The sequence below is a fragment of the Pseudomonas fluorescens genome (assembly GCF_902497785.1).
GTDB lineage: Bacteria > Pseudomonadota > Gammaproteobacteria > Pseudomonadales > Pseudomonadaceae > Aquipseudomonas > Aquipseudomonas fluorescens_BO.
In genome coordinates this window covers 49024-65306 of the sequence record NZ_CABVHK010000021.1, presented here as the reverse complement: position 1 = coordinate 65306, position 16283 = coordinate 49024, and the positions used below count along the sequence as shown (strand labels likewise).

The 16283-nt window shown below is 61.4% G+C and carries 13 protein-coding genes and 2 pseudogenes; 8 read left to right on the top strand and 7 right to left on the bottom strand.

Going from position 1 to position 16283, the window contains the following annotated elements; translation table 11 throughout:
• The first annotated feature begins 284 nt into the window (after positions 1-284).
• The 3 genes from F8N62_RS26630 to F8N62_RS26620 all read left to right on the top strand — a co-directional run bounded on the left by F8N62_RS26630 (position 285) and on the right by F8N62_RS26620 (position 4436).
• The gene (locus tag F8N62_RS26630) at positions 285-785 is read left to right on the top strand and encodes a sigma-70 family RNA polymerase sigma factor (protein ID WP_150713465.1); all 501 of its coding nucleotides are present in this window, start codon (positions 285-287) and stop codon (positions 783-785) included.
• A gap of 148 nt (positions 786-933) precedes the next feature.
• Positions 934-1914, top strand: coding sequence for a FecR family protein (locus F8N62_RS26625; protein WP_150713464.1), 981 nt, complete (start codon positions 934-936; stop codon positions 1912-1914).
• 98 nt (positions 1915-2012) lie between these two features.
• Positions 2013-4436 (top strand): TonB-dependent siderophore receptor, encoded by a 2424-nt coding sequence (locus F8N62_RS26620; RefSeq protein WP_150713463.1) that lies wholly within the window; start codon positions 2013-2015, stop codon positions 4434-4436.
• An 87-nt stretch (positions 4437-4523) separates the two neighbouring features.
• On the opposite strand, the gene F8N62_RS26615 is transcribed toward F8N62_RS26620, so the two are convergent.
• Positions 4524-5675, bottom strand: a complete 1152-nt coding sequence (locus F8N62_RS26615) for an MFS transporter (protein WP_150713462.1) — start codon at positions 5673-5675, stop codon at positions 4524-4526.
• A 165-nt stretch (positions 5676-5840) separates the two neighbouring features.
• On the opposite strand from F8N62_RS26615, the gene F8N62_RS26610 reads away from it, so the two are divergent.
• The gene (locus F8N62_RS26610) at positions 5841-6833 is read left to right on the top strand and encodes a diaminopimelate epimerase (protein ID WP_150713461.1); all 993 of its coding nucleotides are present in this window, start codon (positions 5841-5843) and stop codon (positions 6831-6833) included.
• A gap of 111 nt (positions 6834-6944) precedes the next feature.
• Here F8N62_RS26610 and codA read toward each other — a convergent pair whose 3' ends face one another.
• From codA to F8N62_RS26590, 4 genes are all read right to left on the bottom strand, one after another.
• The gene (gene codA, locus F8N62_RS26605; RefSeq protein WP_150713460.1) at positions 6945-8192 is read right to left on the bottom strand and encodes a cytosine deaminase; all 1248 of its coding nucleotides are present in this window, start codon (positions 8190-8192) and stop codon (positions 6945-6947) included.
• A 113-nt stretch (positions 8193-8305) separates the two neighbouring features.
• Positions 8306-9127 carry an alpha/beta fold hydrolase gene (locus tag F8N62_RS26600; protein ID WP_150713459.1) on the bottom strand — a complete coding sequence of 274 codons (822 nt, stop codon included), beginning with the start codon at positions 9125-9127 and terminating at the stop codon, positions 8306-8308.
• 203 nt (positions 9128-9330) lie between these two features.
• Complete coding sequence (gene queD / locus F8N62_RS26595) at positions 9331-9687, bottom strand: 6-carboxytetrahydropterin synthase QueD (RefSeq protein WP_065884039.1); 357 nt, start codon at positions 9685-9687, stop codon at positions 9331-9333.
• A gap of 74 nt (positions 9688-9761) precedes the next feature.
• Positions 9762-10841, bottom strand: coding sequence for a patatin-like phospholipase family protein (locus F8N62_RS26590; RefSeq protein WP_150713458.1), 1080 nt, complete (start codon positions 10839-10841; stop codon positions 9762-9764).
• Positions 10842-11072: 231 nt separating this feature from the next.
• Between F8N62_RS26590 and F8N62_RS26580 the strand changes: the two genes are divergently transcribed.
• From F8N62_RS26580 to F8N62_RS26565, 4 genes are read left to right on the top strand one after another with little or no spacing between them, the layout of a single operon-like run.
• A complete protein-coding gene (locus F8N62_RS26580; RefSeq protein WP_150713457.1) occupies positions 11073-11384 on the top strand; it encodes a PepSY domain-containing protein in 312 nt (103 codons plus the stop codon).
• Positions 11384-11710: a PepSY domain-containing protein gene (locus tag F8N62_RS26575; protein WP_150713456.1), complete on the top strand. Its 327-nt coding sequence runs from the start codon at positions 11384-11386 to the stop codon at positions 11708-11710. The genes F8N62_RS26580 and F8N62_RS26575 overlap by 1 nt, the downstream gene beginning before the upstream one ends.
• Positions 11711-11713: 3 nt before the next feature.
• Entirely contained in the window at positions 11714-12382 is a 669-nt protein-coding gene (locus F8N62_RS26570) for a response regulator transcription factor (protein ID WP_150713455.1), read from the top strand.
• A complete protein-coding gene (locus F8N62_RS26565; protein ID WP_150713454.1) occupies positions 12379-13692 on the top strand; it encodes a sensor histidine kinase in 1314 nt (437 codons plus the stop codon). The genes F8N62_RS26570 and F8N62_RS26565 overlap by 4 nt, the downstream gene beginning before the upstream one ends.
• Before the next feature lie 146 nt (positions 13693-13838).
• Here the strand turns inward: F8N62_RS26565 and F8N62_RS32375 are convergent.
• Positions 13839-14408 (bottom strand): annotated as a pseudogene (locus tag F8N62_RS32375) (methyl-accepting chemotaxis protein); the annotation flags it as partial.
• A 288-nt stretch (positions 14409-14696) separates the two neighbouring features.
• A pseudogene (locus F8N62_RS32370) lies at positions 14697-15767 on the bottom strand (HAMP domain-containing protein); the annotation flags it as partial.
• Positions 15768-16283 lie beyond the last annotated feature (516 nt).

Here is a 16283-nt window from a genome sequence, read left to right as displayed (position 1 = left end):
CGTAGGTAATATTTAGTGGCAATTGATTTTTGCTGCCGGTCGTCAGGTGCCTGTTTCAACCTGCGGACTTTGGGGATGTGAGAGATCTACAGCCGCCTACTGCCCCTGTAGGAGCGAGCTTGCTCGCGATGAACTCGAGAGCGCCGCGTTTACCCGGAAACCCGCGTATCCGTTAACGAACATCGCGAGCAAGCTCGCTCCTACAGTGGATGGCGGGTGAATCCAATTGCGTCCAGTTAATAGGAAGCATTACTATTCACGCCCCATCTTCACAGCACGCCGCAATGACCCCCAAGCTGCCCCGCAGACACGGCTTTTTCGAGCATTACGAAGAGTTGGTTGGCACCTGGACCCGTCGCCTGAGAAATCGTCAGCAGGCCGAGGATCTGGCCCACGACACCTTCGTGCGGGTGCTTGAGTCCGATTCGGCGCTGGTGGCGCAACCTCGGGCGTATTTGCACCAGACCGCGCGCAATATCGCGGTGGATGGTTATCGGCGTGAGGATCGGCGGGGGGCCATGGAGTCGGAGGCGGTTGATCACAGTGTGTCGTCGTCCGGCGACCCGGAGCATTTCATGCAGGCGATCCAGCTGGCTGATTCCATCGAACGGGCGCTCATGGAGTTGCCGGTCAACTGTCGCAAGGTGTTTGTCTGGCAAAAGATCGAAGGCCTGACCCAGGCGGAAATCGCCGAACGCCTGGGGCTGTCCAAGAACATGGTGGAAAAGTATATGATCCGCACCCTGCGGCATCTGCGCGACCGTCTTGACGGGTTGCAATCATGATCTGCGCTGGCATTTGCAGGAGCTGGCGAAGCCTGCGATCTTTTGGGGTCCTTGAGATTGCCGAAAATCAAAAGATCGCAGCCTTCGGCAGCTCCTACGGGAAACCAAAGCGGTTCACCTTCTTATCCCCAGCCGAACAGGAATTTCCATGATGGATACTCGTGATTGCGCGTGCGGGCAAACGACGGTGCGCGATGAGGCGGCGCGATGGTTTGTGCGTTTGCAGGAACCGGCCATCGATGTCGAGGAATATCGGCGCTTCGAGTTTTGGCTGAACCAGCACCCTCAACATGCCGACGAATTTAAAATGCTGCAGCGCCTGTGGACCGCTGCGGATCTGCTGCCCGCCGCGCGTCTGCAAGCCTTGTGTGAAACGCCGTCGACGCGCAGCAAACGCCGCCCGCTGCGTTACGCGGTGGCCGCCAGCGTATTGGCCGTGGCGCTTGGCTTGGGACTGTTCAGCGGGTTGAATCAGCCGACACCTTACAACGCCGAGTTTTCGACGGCCTTGGGCGAGCGCCGTCATGTGGCGTTGCCGGACGGTTCGGTGATTGATCTGAACAGCCGCAGCCGCCTTCAGGTGCGCTTTGAAAAAGGCCATCGAAACATCGAGCTGACGGAAGGTGAGGCGATGTTCAACGTCGCTCACGACAGTGATCGACCGTTCGTGGTCAATGCCGGCAGCGGCAAGGTCACGGTCACCGGCACCCGGTTTGATGTGCGCCGCGGCGTCAGCGATACCCGGGTGGTGGTGGAGCAGGGCACGGTCAAGGTTCAGGGGCGCGGTGCGGCCGAGAACGAATTTATCAGCCTCACCGCCGGGCTCGGTACGCGCGTCGATGCCCAAGGTACAGTCGCGGCGGCGTACGCGGTCAATCCGGCGGAACTGACCGCCTGGCGCAGCGGCAAACTGGTGTTCAACAACGCCAGCCTGGCCGACGTGGCTGAAGAAGTGTCGCGCTATCGCGAGAAACCGCTGACCGTCAGCAACGACAAAGTCGGCGATCTACGCCTGACCAGCGTGTTCAAATCCGACAACACCGATGCGCTGCTCAAAGCCCTGCCGAACATCCTGCCGGTCGCCATCCGGACCCTTGATGACGGCAGTCAGCAAATAATTTCCAAATAGCATTCAGGTTTTTTTCGAGTTCATCGTCTTCTAGTCCAACTGCAACTGGTTTGCATTAACAAGCGCACACTCTTGCGATCCACAGGACACCGTTCGACGTGAAAAAAACCACCGCTAAAAATAACAAATCCCTCTGGCTGCCGCTGGCTCTTGCCCTGGCGGTCAACGTGGCGCTGCCCCAAGCCTTTGCGGCTGATGCCATTCACATTCCGGCGCAACCTCTGGGCCAGGCCTTGAGTGAATTGGGTCAGCAAACCTCGTTGCAGGTTTTTTTCAGTCCAGATCTGGTCGCCGGCAAACAGGCCCCAGCGGTGGACGGCAACCTTTCACCGGAACAGGCCTTGCGTCAATTGCTGCAGGGCAGTGGTCTTGAGTATCAGATCGACGACGGTTCGGTGACGTTGACCCCGGCCCCGACTTCCGCGGCCAGCGGCCCACTGGAACTGGGCGTGACCGACATCAAAGTGGTCGGCGACTGGCTCGGCGACGCCGATGCCGCCGTGGTGCAAAACCACCCCGGCGCGCGCACGGTGATTCGCCGCGAAGCGATGGTCGAGCAGGGCGCGATGAACGTCGGCGACGTGTTGAAACGCATCCCCGGCGTGCAAGTGCAGGAAGCCAACGGCACCGGCGGCAGCGACATTTCCCTGAACGTCGGCGTGCGCGGCCTGACGTCGCGCCTGTCGCCACGCTCCACGGTGTTGATCGATGGCGTACCCGCAGCGTTTGCGCCGTACGGCCAGCCACAACTGTCGATGGCGCCGATTTCCTCGGGCAACCTCGACAGCATTGACGTGGTTCGCGGTGCCGGCTCGGTGCGTTACGGGCCGCAGAACGTTGGCGGCGTGATCAACTTCGTGACCCGCGCCATCCCGGAAAAAGCCTCCGCTGAAATCGGCACCACCCTGGAAACCTCCCAGCACGGTGGCTGGAAACACATCGATACGGCGTTCGTCGGCGGCACCGCCGACAATGGCATCGGCGTGGCGCTGTTGTACTCGGGCGTGAACGGCAACGGTTACCGCGAGCGCAACAACGGCAACGACATCGACGACGTGATTCTCAAGACCCACTGGGCGCCGACCGATGTCGACGATTTCAGCCTCAATTTTCACTACTACGACGCCAGCGCCGACATGCCGGGCGGTCTGACGCAGGCGCAGTACGACGCCAACCCGTTCCAGTCCGACCGCAACAACGACAACTTCAGCGGACGCCGCAAGGACGTCTCGTTCAAGTGGCTGCGGCAGATCGATGACCGCACCCAAGCGGAAGTGCTGACGTACTACTCCGACAGCTTCCGAGGCAGCAACATTGCCGCCCGCGATCAGAAGACCCTCGGCTCGTTCCCGCGCACTTACTACACCTTCGGCATCGAACCGCGGGTGTCCCATGTGTTCGATGTCGGCCCGACCACCCAGGAAGTCAGCGTCGGTTATCGCTACCTCAAGGAAGGCATGCACGAGGAGGCGAGCCGTCTGGCGCTGGTCAACAATGAGCCGGTGGTGCGCCCGGGTTCTGACGGCCATGTGTATCAGGATCGCACCGGCGGCACCGAAGCCAACTCGGTGTACGTCGATAACAAAATCGACGTCGGCAACTGGACGATTACCCCCGGCGTCCGTTTTGAACACATCAGCACCGACTGGCACGACCGCCCGGTGCTCGACACCGCCGGCAGACCGGTGCAGGAAAAGAATCGCAGCATCGAAAGCAACGAGCCGTTGCCGGCCCTGAGCGTGATGTACCACCTCTCTGATGCGTGGAAGCTGTTCGCCAACTACGAAACCTCGTTCGGCAGCCTGCAGTATTTTCAGCTAGGTCAGGGCGGCACGGGTGACAGCACCGCCAACGGCCTGGAGCCGGAAAAGGCCAAGACCTACGAGGTCGGCACGCGCTACAACGATGACGTGTGGGGCGGGGAAGTGACGCTTTTCTATATCGACTTCGATAAAGAGCTGCAATACATCAGCAACGACGCGGGCTGGACCAACCTTGGCGCGACCACCCACCAGGGCATCGAGGCCTCGGTGCATTACGACATGGCCGCCCTCGACTCGCGGCTCGACGGCCTGACCGCCAACGCCGGTTTCACCTACACACGCGCTGTTTATGAAGGCGAGATCCCCGGCTTCAAGGGCCGTGACTTGCCGTTCTACTCGCGTCAGGTGGCGACCGCCGGCCTGCGTTACGACATCGACCGCTGGACGTACAACGTCGATGCGTTTGCCCAGTCCAAACAGCGCTCGCCAGGCGTTGCGGTGAACGGAGACGGCAGTTTCACTAACAACTACATCACCGAAGGTAGCGCGGATGGGCAGTACGGCGACATCCCGGGTTACGTCACCTGGAACGTGCGCGGCGGTTATGACTTCGGCGCGCAGCTGTCGAATCTGAAAGTCGGTGCCGGGGTGAAAAACGTTTTCGACAAGCAGTACTTCACCCGCTCCAGCGACAACAACTCGGGCATGTACGTCGGCGCACCGCGTACGTTCTTTGTGCAGGCCAGTGTCGGGTTTTAACCGCTGAAAAGATCGCAGCCTTCGGCAGCTCCTACGGGATGTACGCCATTCCAATGTAGGAGCTGCCGAAGGCTGCGATCTTTTCGATCAGACTTTCAACACTTTCCCGCCGATGGCGACGGCCACCAGCAATACCGCCATCAACCCGAACGCAAAACTCAAGCTGCTGCCATGGGCGATAAACCCGATCAACGCTGGCCCCGCCAGAATCCCCGCATAACCCAGCGTGGTAATGGCCGGCACGGCAATGCTTTCCGGCATGACCGTCTGCTTGCCGACCGCGGTGTACAGCACCGGCACTATGTTCGAACAGCCCGCGCCCAGTAGCGCATAACCGACCAGCGCCAGTTCCCAGCTCGGGGCGAACGTCGCCAGAAACAGGCCCGCCGCAGCTGTCAGTCCACCGAACACGATCACCTGGGTCGCACCCAGACGCCGGACAATCTTGTCCCCCGTCAACCGACCGACCGTCATGGTCAGCGCAAATGCCGCATAACCCAGCCCCGCGTACGCCGTGTCGATCCCGCGTTCCTGCGCCAGGAACACTGCGCTCCAGTCCAGCGCCGCGCCTTCGGCCAGAAAGACGATGAAACACATCCCGCCAATAAACAGCACGATGCCGTGGGGAATGGCGAACGCCGGCCCCGAACTTTCGCTGCCGTACGGCAGCAGGTGTGGCGCCGCTTTGCACAGCGCGACCAGCAGCAACACGATCACCACCAGCATCGCCCCCAACGGCGAAACCCCGAAGCCGAGCAAGGCGCTGACGCCCGCCGCGCCGACAATACCGCCGAGGCTGAACAGCCCGTGGAACCCCGACATCATGGTCTTGCCACTGGCTCGCTCGACGATCACCGCTTGCAGGTTCACCGTCGAATCCACCGTGCCCAGGCCCGCACCGAACATGAACAACGCGCCGATCAGCGCCGGTATCGACGACACCGTGGCCAACAGCGGCAGGGCCAGGCAGATCAGCAACGTGCCGCCGCTCAGCACTCGCCGGCAGCCAAAGCGTGTGGCCAGAATCCCCGCCATCGGCATCGCCAGAATCGAGCCGACGCCCAGGCATAGCAACAATAAACCGAGGGTGCCTTCGTCCAGCCCGGCGCGGGCCTTGGCGTAAGGCACCAACGGCGCCCACGCGGCGATCCCGAACCCGGCGATGAAAAATGCCACGCGCGTGGACATCTGCTCCAGGCGTCCGGGCACAAAGGTGGTCTGGGTGTTGAGGTTGGTCATAAAGATCCTTGGCAAAAAACGTCGCGTGCGCAACGGACAGTGATTCACCGGTGAGGTTCGATCAGCGTCCGGACGGCGTCGCGGTCAGGCAGGGTGACATCCTTGCACAGCCGGTCGTTGTTTCGCGATATGTTGTGAGCTTTCGAGGTTTGCACAGGAGGCGCCATGACGCCGTTCTACGATGCGCGAGGCAATATTTATGCGGTGCTGGCGCCGGACGCGCTGCGTCGCCAAGGGATCGATCTACCTCAACAGGCCGACCGCGCCGCGCAAACCCGTGAAGCATGGGCCTCGGCCGCCATCGAGGCGTTCTGCGCCTGGGCGCCGGGCACGCAACCGTCGGGCAGCAAGGATCATCGCTGCGATGGGTTGCTGGTGGGGCCGTTTCAATCCGCGCCACCGTTCGATTTGCTGATCGTCAACACCGACGGGACCCTGGCCGAACGCAGCGGCAATGGGCTGACGATCTTTTCTCAAGCGCTCAGTGACCAAGGGTTTTTCCCGAACCAAGAGCCTTGCGTGCTCAGGGTTCATCACGACAAGACCGATACGCCATCGCCGGGGGAAACATCGGTGAAAAACGCCGATGTCGAAGGCCAGCAGGGCTTTTGGCTGGACTTGGGCAAACCGACGTTCGGGCCGGACGCGGTCAGTGCTCACGGGGTTGAAAGTACGCCAATGAACGGTCGTGAACTCAGCCACGTTCAACCGTTGTCCGCATTGAATCCGGCGTGGACGCACAGCCAGTTCGTGCGGGTCGGCAATCCGCACTGCGTGACCCTGGTGGACGTTGCCGAGGCATTGCCGGCCAATCAGCAGATGCGTGAAACGCGGTTGTCCGAGGGACTGACGCGCATTGCCTACGCGATGCCGACCGGGGCAGGCCAGCCTTGCCCGGCGGGGATCAATTTGCAGTGGGCGATGCGCGAGGCGCCGGGGAGAATTGCGGCGCGGGTGTTCGAGCGCGGGGAAGGGCCGACGGCGTCGTCCGGCACCAGTGCGACGGCGGTGGCCTGTGCAGCGTGGCGTGTGGGTTGGGTCAGCGCCGGAGAAGTAAACGTAGTGATGCCGGGTGGTACGGCGCCGATATTGCTGGAGGAAAAGGACGGGGAATTGAGTCGGGCCAGTTTGTTTGGCATGGCGCGGTTGATGCGGTGAGTTCAATATCGCCATCGCGAGCAAGCTCGCTCCCACAGGATTTGAGAACGACACAGATCCAATGTGGGAGCGAGCTTGCTCGCGAAGGCGTCAGTCCTGTCAACGCAACATTCAGCCCTGATCGCCGAAAAACTCCACCACCGGCATCTGCCGCTTCATCAACACCTTGCCCTCGCGCACCGAATACAGCGGCAAGCCCTGACTGCGAATTACCTCGTAGTCACTGTCCGCCGACAGAATCAGCAAATTCGCCGGCCGCCCGCGTTCCAGCCCGTAGCGCTCCCCGAGATTCATGGCCTTCGCGCTGTTATCGGTCACCAGGTCCAGCGCACTCTGCAGGTTGCGATAGCCCAGCATGTGGCAGATATGCAGACCCGCTTCCAGCACCCGCAGAATGTTGCCATTGCCCAGCGGATACCACGGGTCGACGATCGAATCCTGGCCGAAGCATACGTTCATCCCCGCTTCCAGCAACTCATTCACCCGCGTGACCCCACGGCGTTTCGGGAAGTTGTCGAAGCGACCTTGCAGATGGATGCTCTCGGTCGGGCAGGAGACAAAACTGATCCCCGAATGCCCGAGCAGGCGGAACAGTTTGGCGCAGTAGGCATTGTCGTAAGAGCCCATCGCCGTGGTGTGGCTCGCGGTGACTCGTGAACCCATGTCGCGGCTACGGGCTTCTTCGGCCAGCACCTCAAGAAAGCGCGAGTGCGGGTCATCGGTTTCGTCGCAATGCACGTCCACCAGGCAACCGGTGCGCTCGGCCAGGTCCATCAGGAATTTCACCGAACTCACGCCCTGATCACGGGTGTATTCGAAATGCGGAATCCCGCCGACCACGTCCGCGCCCATGCGAATCGCCTCTTCCATCAGCTCGCGCCCGTTGCGGTACGACTCGATGCCTTCCTGGGGGAAGGCGACGATCTGCAAATCGATCAGGTGCCGGCTTTCCTCGCGCACTTCGAGCATCGCCTTGAGCGCGGTGAGCTGCGGGTCGGTGACGTCGACGTGGGTGCGCACGTGCTGAATGCCGTGGGCGGCAAGGGCCTGGATGGTCTTCTTCGCGCGGGTCTTGGTGTCCTCCTCGGTGATGGTCACCTTGCGCTCGCCCCAGCATTCGATGCCCTCGAACAGCGTGCCGCTCATGTTCCAGCGCGGCTCGCCGGCGGTCAGCGTGGCGTCGAGGTGGATATGCGGCTCGACGAAGGGCGGCACCACCAGATTGCCACCGGCGTCCAGATCATCCGGGCCCAGGGTCGGCGCTTCGGTCTGCCGGGCGATAAAGCTGATCAGGCCGTTTTCCAGGTGCAACTCATGCAGGCCTTCTTGGTTGCGCAGGCGGGCGTTGATGATGTGCATCAGGCGAATCCTTTTATAAAGCTTGTCGTGGTGCGTGGGCGCTTGGCATCCGTACAACATACGCCTTCGCCAGCACGCCGGCACCTACGGCAGGGCGGCTTTCGTCGGGGGATTCAGGGAGATGGCAGGAAGCGCAGCAACGCCGCGACTATCGCTTCCGGTGCATCCTCCTGGACCAGATGCCCGGCATTCGGAACCGGATGAAATTGCGCCCCTGGAATCATCTGCTGCAACGCCCGCCCACGGTCGATGGGAATCCACTGATCGTCTTCACCCCAGAGAATCTGCACCGGGCAACGAATCGTCGGGTACAACCCCTCGACCTCGCGGGTGTAACGCTGATCCATCTGCGCGATCTGCCGGTAAAACCCCGCTTGCCCCGGATCACCCAGCCACGGTTGCACGTACGGCGCGAGTTCTTCATCGGTAATGTCGCGTTTGATCGCCCCACGAATGTAGGCCGGCACGATCGCCCGCTGAATGTAATCAGGCACACCGGCGAATGCCGCCTCATGCTGGCGCACATGCTGCACGAACGGCGAACCCCAAGGCGTCAGCGCCACCGGATCGATCAGCGTCAGGCTGCGGTAATCCTTGCCGTTGAGCAGATGCGCGCGCAGCACCGTCGCCCCGCCGAAATCGTGGGCCACCACGTCCGGGCAATCCAGGCCCCAATGCTCCAGCAGTTGCGCCAACAGCTCGTTTTGCACACCCAGCGACACATCACCGTCGACTTTGTCCGACAGCCCGTAACCGAGCAAGTCGAAGTAGTACACGCGGTGCGACGAAATGAAGTGCGGCGCAATCCGGTGCCACACGTAAGAAGAAAACGGCGTGCCATGCACGAACACCAACGGCGGGCCATCGCCCCGCATGGCGAACCGAACGGAGTGCCCGTTGAAGCGATAGGTCTGAGCCAGCGGCCATTCAGTCATACGCGTGTTCTCTTGGCGGGTGCGAGCCAAAAAGCATAGGCGTAAAAAAACAGCCATGAAGGCTGTTTGTTGTCTCACTGACGAAACACCATACCCTGTGGGAGCGAGCCCGCTCGCGAATGCGGTGCAGCGGTCGACATTTGAATGACCTGACCCACCGCATTTGCGAGCAGGCTCGCTCCCACAGGGTTTGGGTTGTCCAGTTACTCCCCGCGATAGATGCAGCCGCTGGTGCAGGTCTCATGGATACGTATCGCGCTGAGTTCCGGCAACAACGGCTTCAACTCAACCCATATCCACTTCGCCAACACTTCACTGGTCGGATTCTCCAACCCCGGAATGTCATTCAGATAGTTGTGATCCAGCCGCTCATACAGCGGTTTGAAGATCGCCTTGATCTCCGAGAAGTCGCGAATCCAGCCGGTATGCGGATCGAGATCGCCACTCAAATGAATCGCCACTTTGAACGAGTGACCGTGCAAGCGGCCGCACTTGTGGCCGTCCGGGACGTGGGGCAGGCGGTGGGCGGATTCGAAGGTAAATTCTTTGAAGATTTCCACAGTGGTTTCAGCTCTGTCAGGTGGCGATCGCCGTGGCGATGTGGGCAGGCGGCGAGTTTAGCAGTTTGTCCTGACTAAAGGGTCAGCAAGCGCTCGCCGAGGCGACCGTTGGCGGCCAGTTCAAGGAACTCGTCACCGAGACGGCGGCTCTCGTCCATCGCTGCGCGCCAGTATTTCTGCCGGCCCGGCGCATCGCCCATGAAGCGCTTGAAGTCATTGCGATCCGGCAGTTTGCCGTAGGGCAGGCGCGCCAGGTATTCCTTCGACGGTGCCAGCAGCAAGACATCCTGCAAACGCGTCGGGCAGGCGCGGCGCCACGGCAGGGTTTTGTCGAACCAGCCAGGGATGATCCGGTCGGTGAAGTGCGGGTAAAGCACGATATCGCTGCCGCTGTAGGGCAGATCAAGGTGATAGTCCAGCAGACCACCGTCGCGAAACGTCCCGGCGCCCGCGCCCGGAAGGTCGCGCACGCCTTGCATGACCATCGGGATCGAGCCTGAGGCCAGCAGCGCCTGGCGCAGGTTGGCGGTGTTCAGCGCGACGAAGCGTGACGGGAAATCATTCAGCGCATTGACCGGTGGTGCCAGGCGCGGGTCGTGAATGATCAGCCGCTCGAAGTGCCGCGACAGCCGCGCACGACCGCGCAGGTTATCGGCGATCACCGACGACAGCCCGAGCCCGAGCCGGCCACGGTGATCGTCCGCGAGCAGGCCGTGGCTTTTGACCACCATGATGTTCAGTCGGTAACTGGCGTTACTCAGAATCGCGGCGTCGCGGCCGTCGAGCAGGTCATCGAGCATGCGTTGCGAGCTCTGGCTGATCTGCGCCATGGTCACGCCCTTGGTGAAATGCTGCTCGGTGTAGAGATGGCCGAGGCGCCGCAGACCTTCGGCCGCGTCCGGCAGGCAGGCGCTGGCGAAGCGCCAGGAACCGACCGAGGCGCCGATCAGCGAGCGCTCTCGCGGGGCGGCGGGCAGCCATTCGCCGAACAGCGCCAGGTCCAGACCCTGAATTCCCAACGCTTTCGGTCCGCCAGCGGCGCCCGGCAGCGTGCCGACCTCGGCGGCGTGCAAACCGCTTTCACGGATGCGCGCAAAGGCACGCGGGCCGGCCTTGAGGGTCAGGGAGGGGAATTTGATGTGGATGGCGGTCATACCGGTCTCGATGTCTGACAAGCGCGAGATTATAAACGCCTCGCAACAAATCAATGTAGGAGCTGCCGAAGGCTGCGATCTTTTGATCTTGTTTTTTTAAATCACAGTCAAAAGATCGCAGCCTTCGGCAGCTCCCACGGTTGATACCAATGATGGCTATTCAGTTTCAATTAAGTTCGAGTCGCTAAGGTGCTGTCCATCGAAAATCTATAAGAGCCCGGGACACACCCAATGAAAATCATGGCTGCCCTGTTTATTTCACTCATTCTGTTCGGCCTGACCGCCAACCTCGGCCACACGCGGGGCTTGCGCTCCGACGAAGCCCGCAACCTGATCGACGCTGGTACCATTGTGCCCCTCGAGAAGGTCGAGGCCATCGCCCTGGATCGCCATCCGGGTGCGAAGATCAACGACATCCAGTTGAAAAAGAAGTACGGCGTCTACCTCTTCTGGGTTGAGATGATCGATCCGCAAGGCGTGGTGTGGGAGCTGGAACTGGACGCGCACGACGGGCTGCTGCGCAAGGATCATCAGGACACTTAATGAAATTGTTTTTGCCACCTTCCTCCACGCGCGCCGTGGGCTGCCTGACCCTGGCGCTGGTTGCGTTCTGCTCGGTCACGCTGGCCCGCGACCTCGATCAGGACGAAGCCCTGCGCCTGCGGCAACAAGGTGCGATTCTGCCGCTGGAGCAATTGCTCAAGCAGGCGCTGGATCACTATCCCGGTGCCAAACTGCTGGAAGCCGAGCTTGAAGAAAAACACGGCGTGTACATGTATGAAGTCGAGTTGCTGACCACCGACGGTGTGGTCCGCGAGCTCGACCTTGACGCCGTCACTGGCCAGTTACTGAAAGACAAGGAAGATTGATCGATGCGTTTGCTTCTGGTGGAAGACCACGTGCCGCTGGCCGACGAATTGCTGGCCGGCCTCAATCGTCAGGGGTATGCGGTGGACTGGCTGGCGGATGGCCGTGACGCGGTGTATCAGGGCCGCAGCGAACCCTACGACCTGATCATCCTCGATCTCGGCTTGCCCGGTGTGCCGGGGCTCGAGGTGCTGGCGCAATGGCGTGCGGGCGGATTGGCCACGCCGGTGCTGATCCTCACGGCGCGCAGTTCCTGGGCCGAGCGCATCGAAGGGCTCAAGGCCGGTGCCGACGATTACCTGACCAAACCCTTTCATCCTGAAGAACTGCATTTGCGCATTCAGGCGCTGTTGCGGCGCTCCCATGGCAAGGTCAATCAACCGACGCTGCAATCGGCGGGATTGCATCTGGACGAGGGCCGCCAGTGCGTGACCCGCGATGGCGCGGACATCCAGCTCACCGCTGCGGAGTTTCGCCTGCTGCGCTATTTCATGTTGCACCCCGAGCAGATCCTCTCCAAAAGCCACCTCGCCGAACACCTCTACGACGGTGAAACCGAGCGCGATTCCAATGTGCTGGAAGTTCACGTCAATCACCTGCGCCGCAAACTCGGGCGCAGCGTGATCGAAACCCGTCGCGGCCAGGGTTACCTGTTTGGCGGGCAAGCGCAGTGAGGTCGATCCAGCGCCGCTTGAGCCTGGGCCTGATCAGCGTGATGGTGATCGTCGGCCTGGTGTTGGCGCAGACCAGCCTGTGGCTGTTTGAAATCGGTATGCAGCGCTACCTCGAAGCCGGGTTGCGCAATGACAGCGAAAACCTGCTGGTGGCGCTGGTGCGCGGGCCGCAGGGTTTGCAACTGGATGAGCGGCACCTGTCACCGGCCTATCAACGGCCGTTTTCCGGGCATTATTTTCGCATCGATTTTGCCGACAGCCACTGGCGTTCCCGTTCGCTCTGGGATCAAGAGTTGCCGCGCCTGGATAAACCCGGGCTGCACAGCAACCTGCAACTGGGCCCGGAAGGTCAGCAGTTACTGGTGTTGCGTTCGGACTACCGGCGCCTGGGCCAGTCGATCTCCATCAGCGTCGCCCAGGATTACACGCCGGTGCGCGAGAGTTTCAAGCGCATGCAACAAGTGGGTCTGGGGCTGGGGCTGGCGGGGTTGCTGCTGATTCTGTTGTTGCAGCGGATCACCGTGCGCCGCGCCTTGCGCCCACTGGAAAGGGCCCGCGAGCAAATTGCCCAGTTGCAGCAGGGCCAGCGCTCGCAACTGGATGATCAGGTGCCGGTGGAGCTGGAGCCGCTGGTGGCGCAGATCAACCATTTGCTGGCGCACACCGAAGACAGCCTCAAGCGTTCGCGCAATGCTTTGGGCAATCTGGGGCATGCGTTGAAAACCCCGCTGGCGGTGTTGTTGAGCCTGGCGTCCAGCGCACAACTCGACGCCCATCCGCAGCTGCGCAACCTGCTCAAGGCGCAACTGGACCAGGTCCAGCAGCGGCTCAACCGCGAACTCAATCGCGCACGGTTGTCCGGTGATGCGTTGCCAAGGGCGTTGTTCGATTGCGATGCGGAACTGCCGGGCCTGCTCGCGACGTTGAACATGATTCACGGCGAACACCTCGAACTCAGCTATCAGGCACCGGCCGGTTTGCAGCTGCCGTGGGATCGCGAGGATTTGCTGGAACTGCTCGGCAACCTGCTGGAGAACGCCTGCAAATGGGCGGACGCCGAGATTCGCCTGAGCGTCGTCGAGTCGAGTGCCGGGTTTGAGCTGAGCGTTGAGGATGATGGTCCGGGGATTCCCGAAGACCAGCGCGACCAGGTGTTCAGCCGGGGAACGCGGCTGGATGAACAGACCCATGGGCATGGGTTGGGGTTGGGTATCGTGCGCGACATCGTCGACACTTGGGGCGGGGTGTTGCGGCTGGAAGAGAGCGAGTGGGGCGGGTTGAAAGTGGTGATCGAACTGCCCAAGCGTTAACACCATTTTAAAATACACCCATCAACCCTGTGGGAGCGGGCTTGCCCGCGATGGCGTTGTAACAGTCAACATTGATGTTGGATGTTATGGCCTCATCGCGGGCAAGCCCGCTCCCACAGGTCTTTCTGGTGGATGCAGTCTTTGCATCAAACCCTGAACTGATCCATCAAACTCTGCTGTTGATTCGCCAGGCTATTGAGCGACTGACTCACCCGCGCCGATTCATTTGCCTGCCCCGACAGCGATTCGGTCACGTCGCGAATGGTCGCTACGTTGTTGTTGATCTCTTCCGCTACCGCGCTTTGCTCTTCCGCGGCGCTGGCGATCTGCAGGTTCATGTCGCTGATCACCGTTACTGCGTCGCCGATCTGGCGTAACGCCGTGACCGCCTGGCTCACCTGCTCAACGCTGCCCTGGGCCTGGCGATGACTGTTGTTCATCGACCCCACCACTTCCTGGGTGCCGCTTTGCAACTGCTCGATCACCAGGCGGGTTTCTTCCACAGACTCCTGCGTGCGCCGCGCCAGGTTGCGCACTTCGTCGGCCACCACGGCAAAACCGCGTCCGGCTTCACCGGCACGCGCCGCTTCGATCGCCGCGTTCAGCGCCAGCAGATTGGTCTGTTCGGCGATGGCGCGGATCACTTCCAGCACCGAGCCGATTTTCTCGCTGTTCGCCGCCAGGCCTTCGACCTGGACCATCGCTGCGCTCATGTCGGCGGCGAGGTTGTCGATGCTGGTGGTGGTCTGGTCGATCACCGTCAGGCCACGACGGGTGGCTTGATCGGCATCGCGTGCCGCTTGTGCCGCCTGCGCAGCGCTGCGGGCCACGTCCTGGGCGGTAGCACTCATTTCGTGGGAGGCGGTCGCCACCTGATCGACCTGACGGTATTGCTGCTCCATGCCAGCACTGGTCTGGGTGGCGATGGCGGAGGACTGGTCCGCGGTGCTGCGCGCGTCCTGCACCGAGCGTTTCACTTCAGCGATGATCGGTTGCAGCTTGTCGAGGAAGCGGTTGAACCAGCCGGCCAACTGGCCCAGCTCGTCCTGTTTGTCATAAGCCAGACGCCGGGTCAGGTCGCCCTCACCGCTGGCGATGTCTTCGAGCATGTGCGCCACGCCGAGAATCGGTCTGGTCACGCTGCGCGCCATCAGCCACACCAGCAACAGACCGATCAACGCGGCCAGCACGCCGAGGCTGAGTTCAATCAGCGTGCCGGCGGTGTTGCTGTCGTCGAGTTGTTTTTTCAGCGCTTGCGCCGGGCCGACCAGCACCTTCTCCGGCACATCAAGCAGCACGCCCCACGTCTTGCCATCGGGAATCGGCTGGAACGGCGCCAGTACTTTCAACTGTTGCTCGCTATGCAGGCTGGCGGTTTTGCTGCTGGCGGCGAGCAGGCGGATCAATTCGGCGCCGCTGGTTTTGTCTACGGCATCGAGGCGCTGGCTGAGTTTGCTGGCGTCCGGGCTATGGCCGGCGAGCAGACCGGCCGGGCTGATGATGCTGACGCTGGTCTGCCCGTCGTAGAGTTTTTTGCTCGCCCCCTGACTCAGCGTTTGCAGGCTGTTGAGGTTGATGTCCACCGACAGCGATGCGATGACTTTGCCGTTGACCATCAGCGGGAAAACAATGCTGGTCATCAGCACGTTGTGGCCGTCGATCATATAAAAGTAGGGTTCGATCACACACGGCTTGAGCGACGTGCGCGGGCAGGTGAACCAGGCGTTGGCCGGTTCGCCGCTGGGGCCGGAGCGAGTGTCGGCGATGTCGGTTTCGGGCAGCGCCATCGACGTTACGTTGCCCGGTGTCGGCTGCGACCAATAGAGCGAAAAGCGGCCCTTGTCGTTACTCCCCAGCTCCGCTTGGCCGGCGAACAGTTCGTCCTTGCCGTCCAGCGCGTTGGGTTCGAACACCAGAGACAGCCCGAGCAATTGCGGGTTGGCTTGCAGTGCCGATTTGACCTGGCGGGTCAGGTCTTCGCGCAAGTCGAAGGCGTCGAGGAAGCGCTTTTCCGCCTGATCGCGCAGGAACAGCACCTGACGCGAAAAGCCATGGCCATATTGATAAGCGTCCATGAATTGCTGGCGAATCACCAACGCCTGGTTTTCGCCCTGGGACTCGATCCGCGCCTGGGCGGCTTCGTTGAGCATCTCCATGCTCGAGGCTTTCACCAGCTCGGAGCTGTGCTCCATGCGATACAGCGAAAGACCTGTCAGCAAGGTCACGATAGCGGCCAGGCACAGCCCGGCCAGCAGGGTGATTTTCCATTGAATGGAAAGTTGTCTGAGCGACATGGAGACGTCCTTTATTCGATAAATATCTGAGACTTGGCACTGTAACGGCCGCCATTCGGCTTTCTTTATCTTTCCCTGAATATCAAACATCCCCCGTAGGAGCTGCCGCAGGCTGCGATCTTTTGATCTTGGACATTCCTGTTCAAGCCAGAAGATCAAAAGATCGCAGCCTGCGGCAGCTCCTACGGGTCTTTGACAAGCAGGCGGCGGTCCGGCACAGTGCGCGCCCTCTAATAAAACCCATTCCCTGAACCGCTGGCGGCTCCTCGCAGGCTGTCGGTCGAACTCATTTCGCTT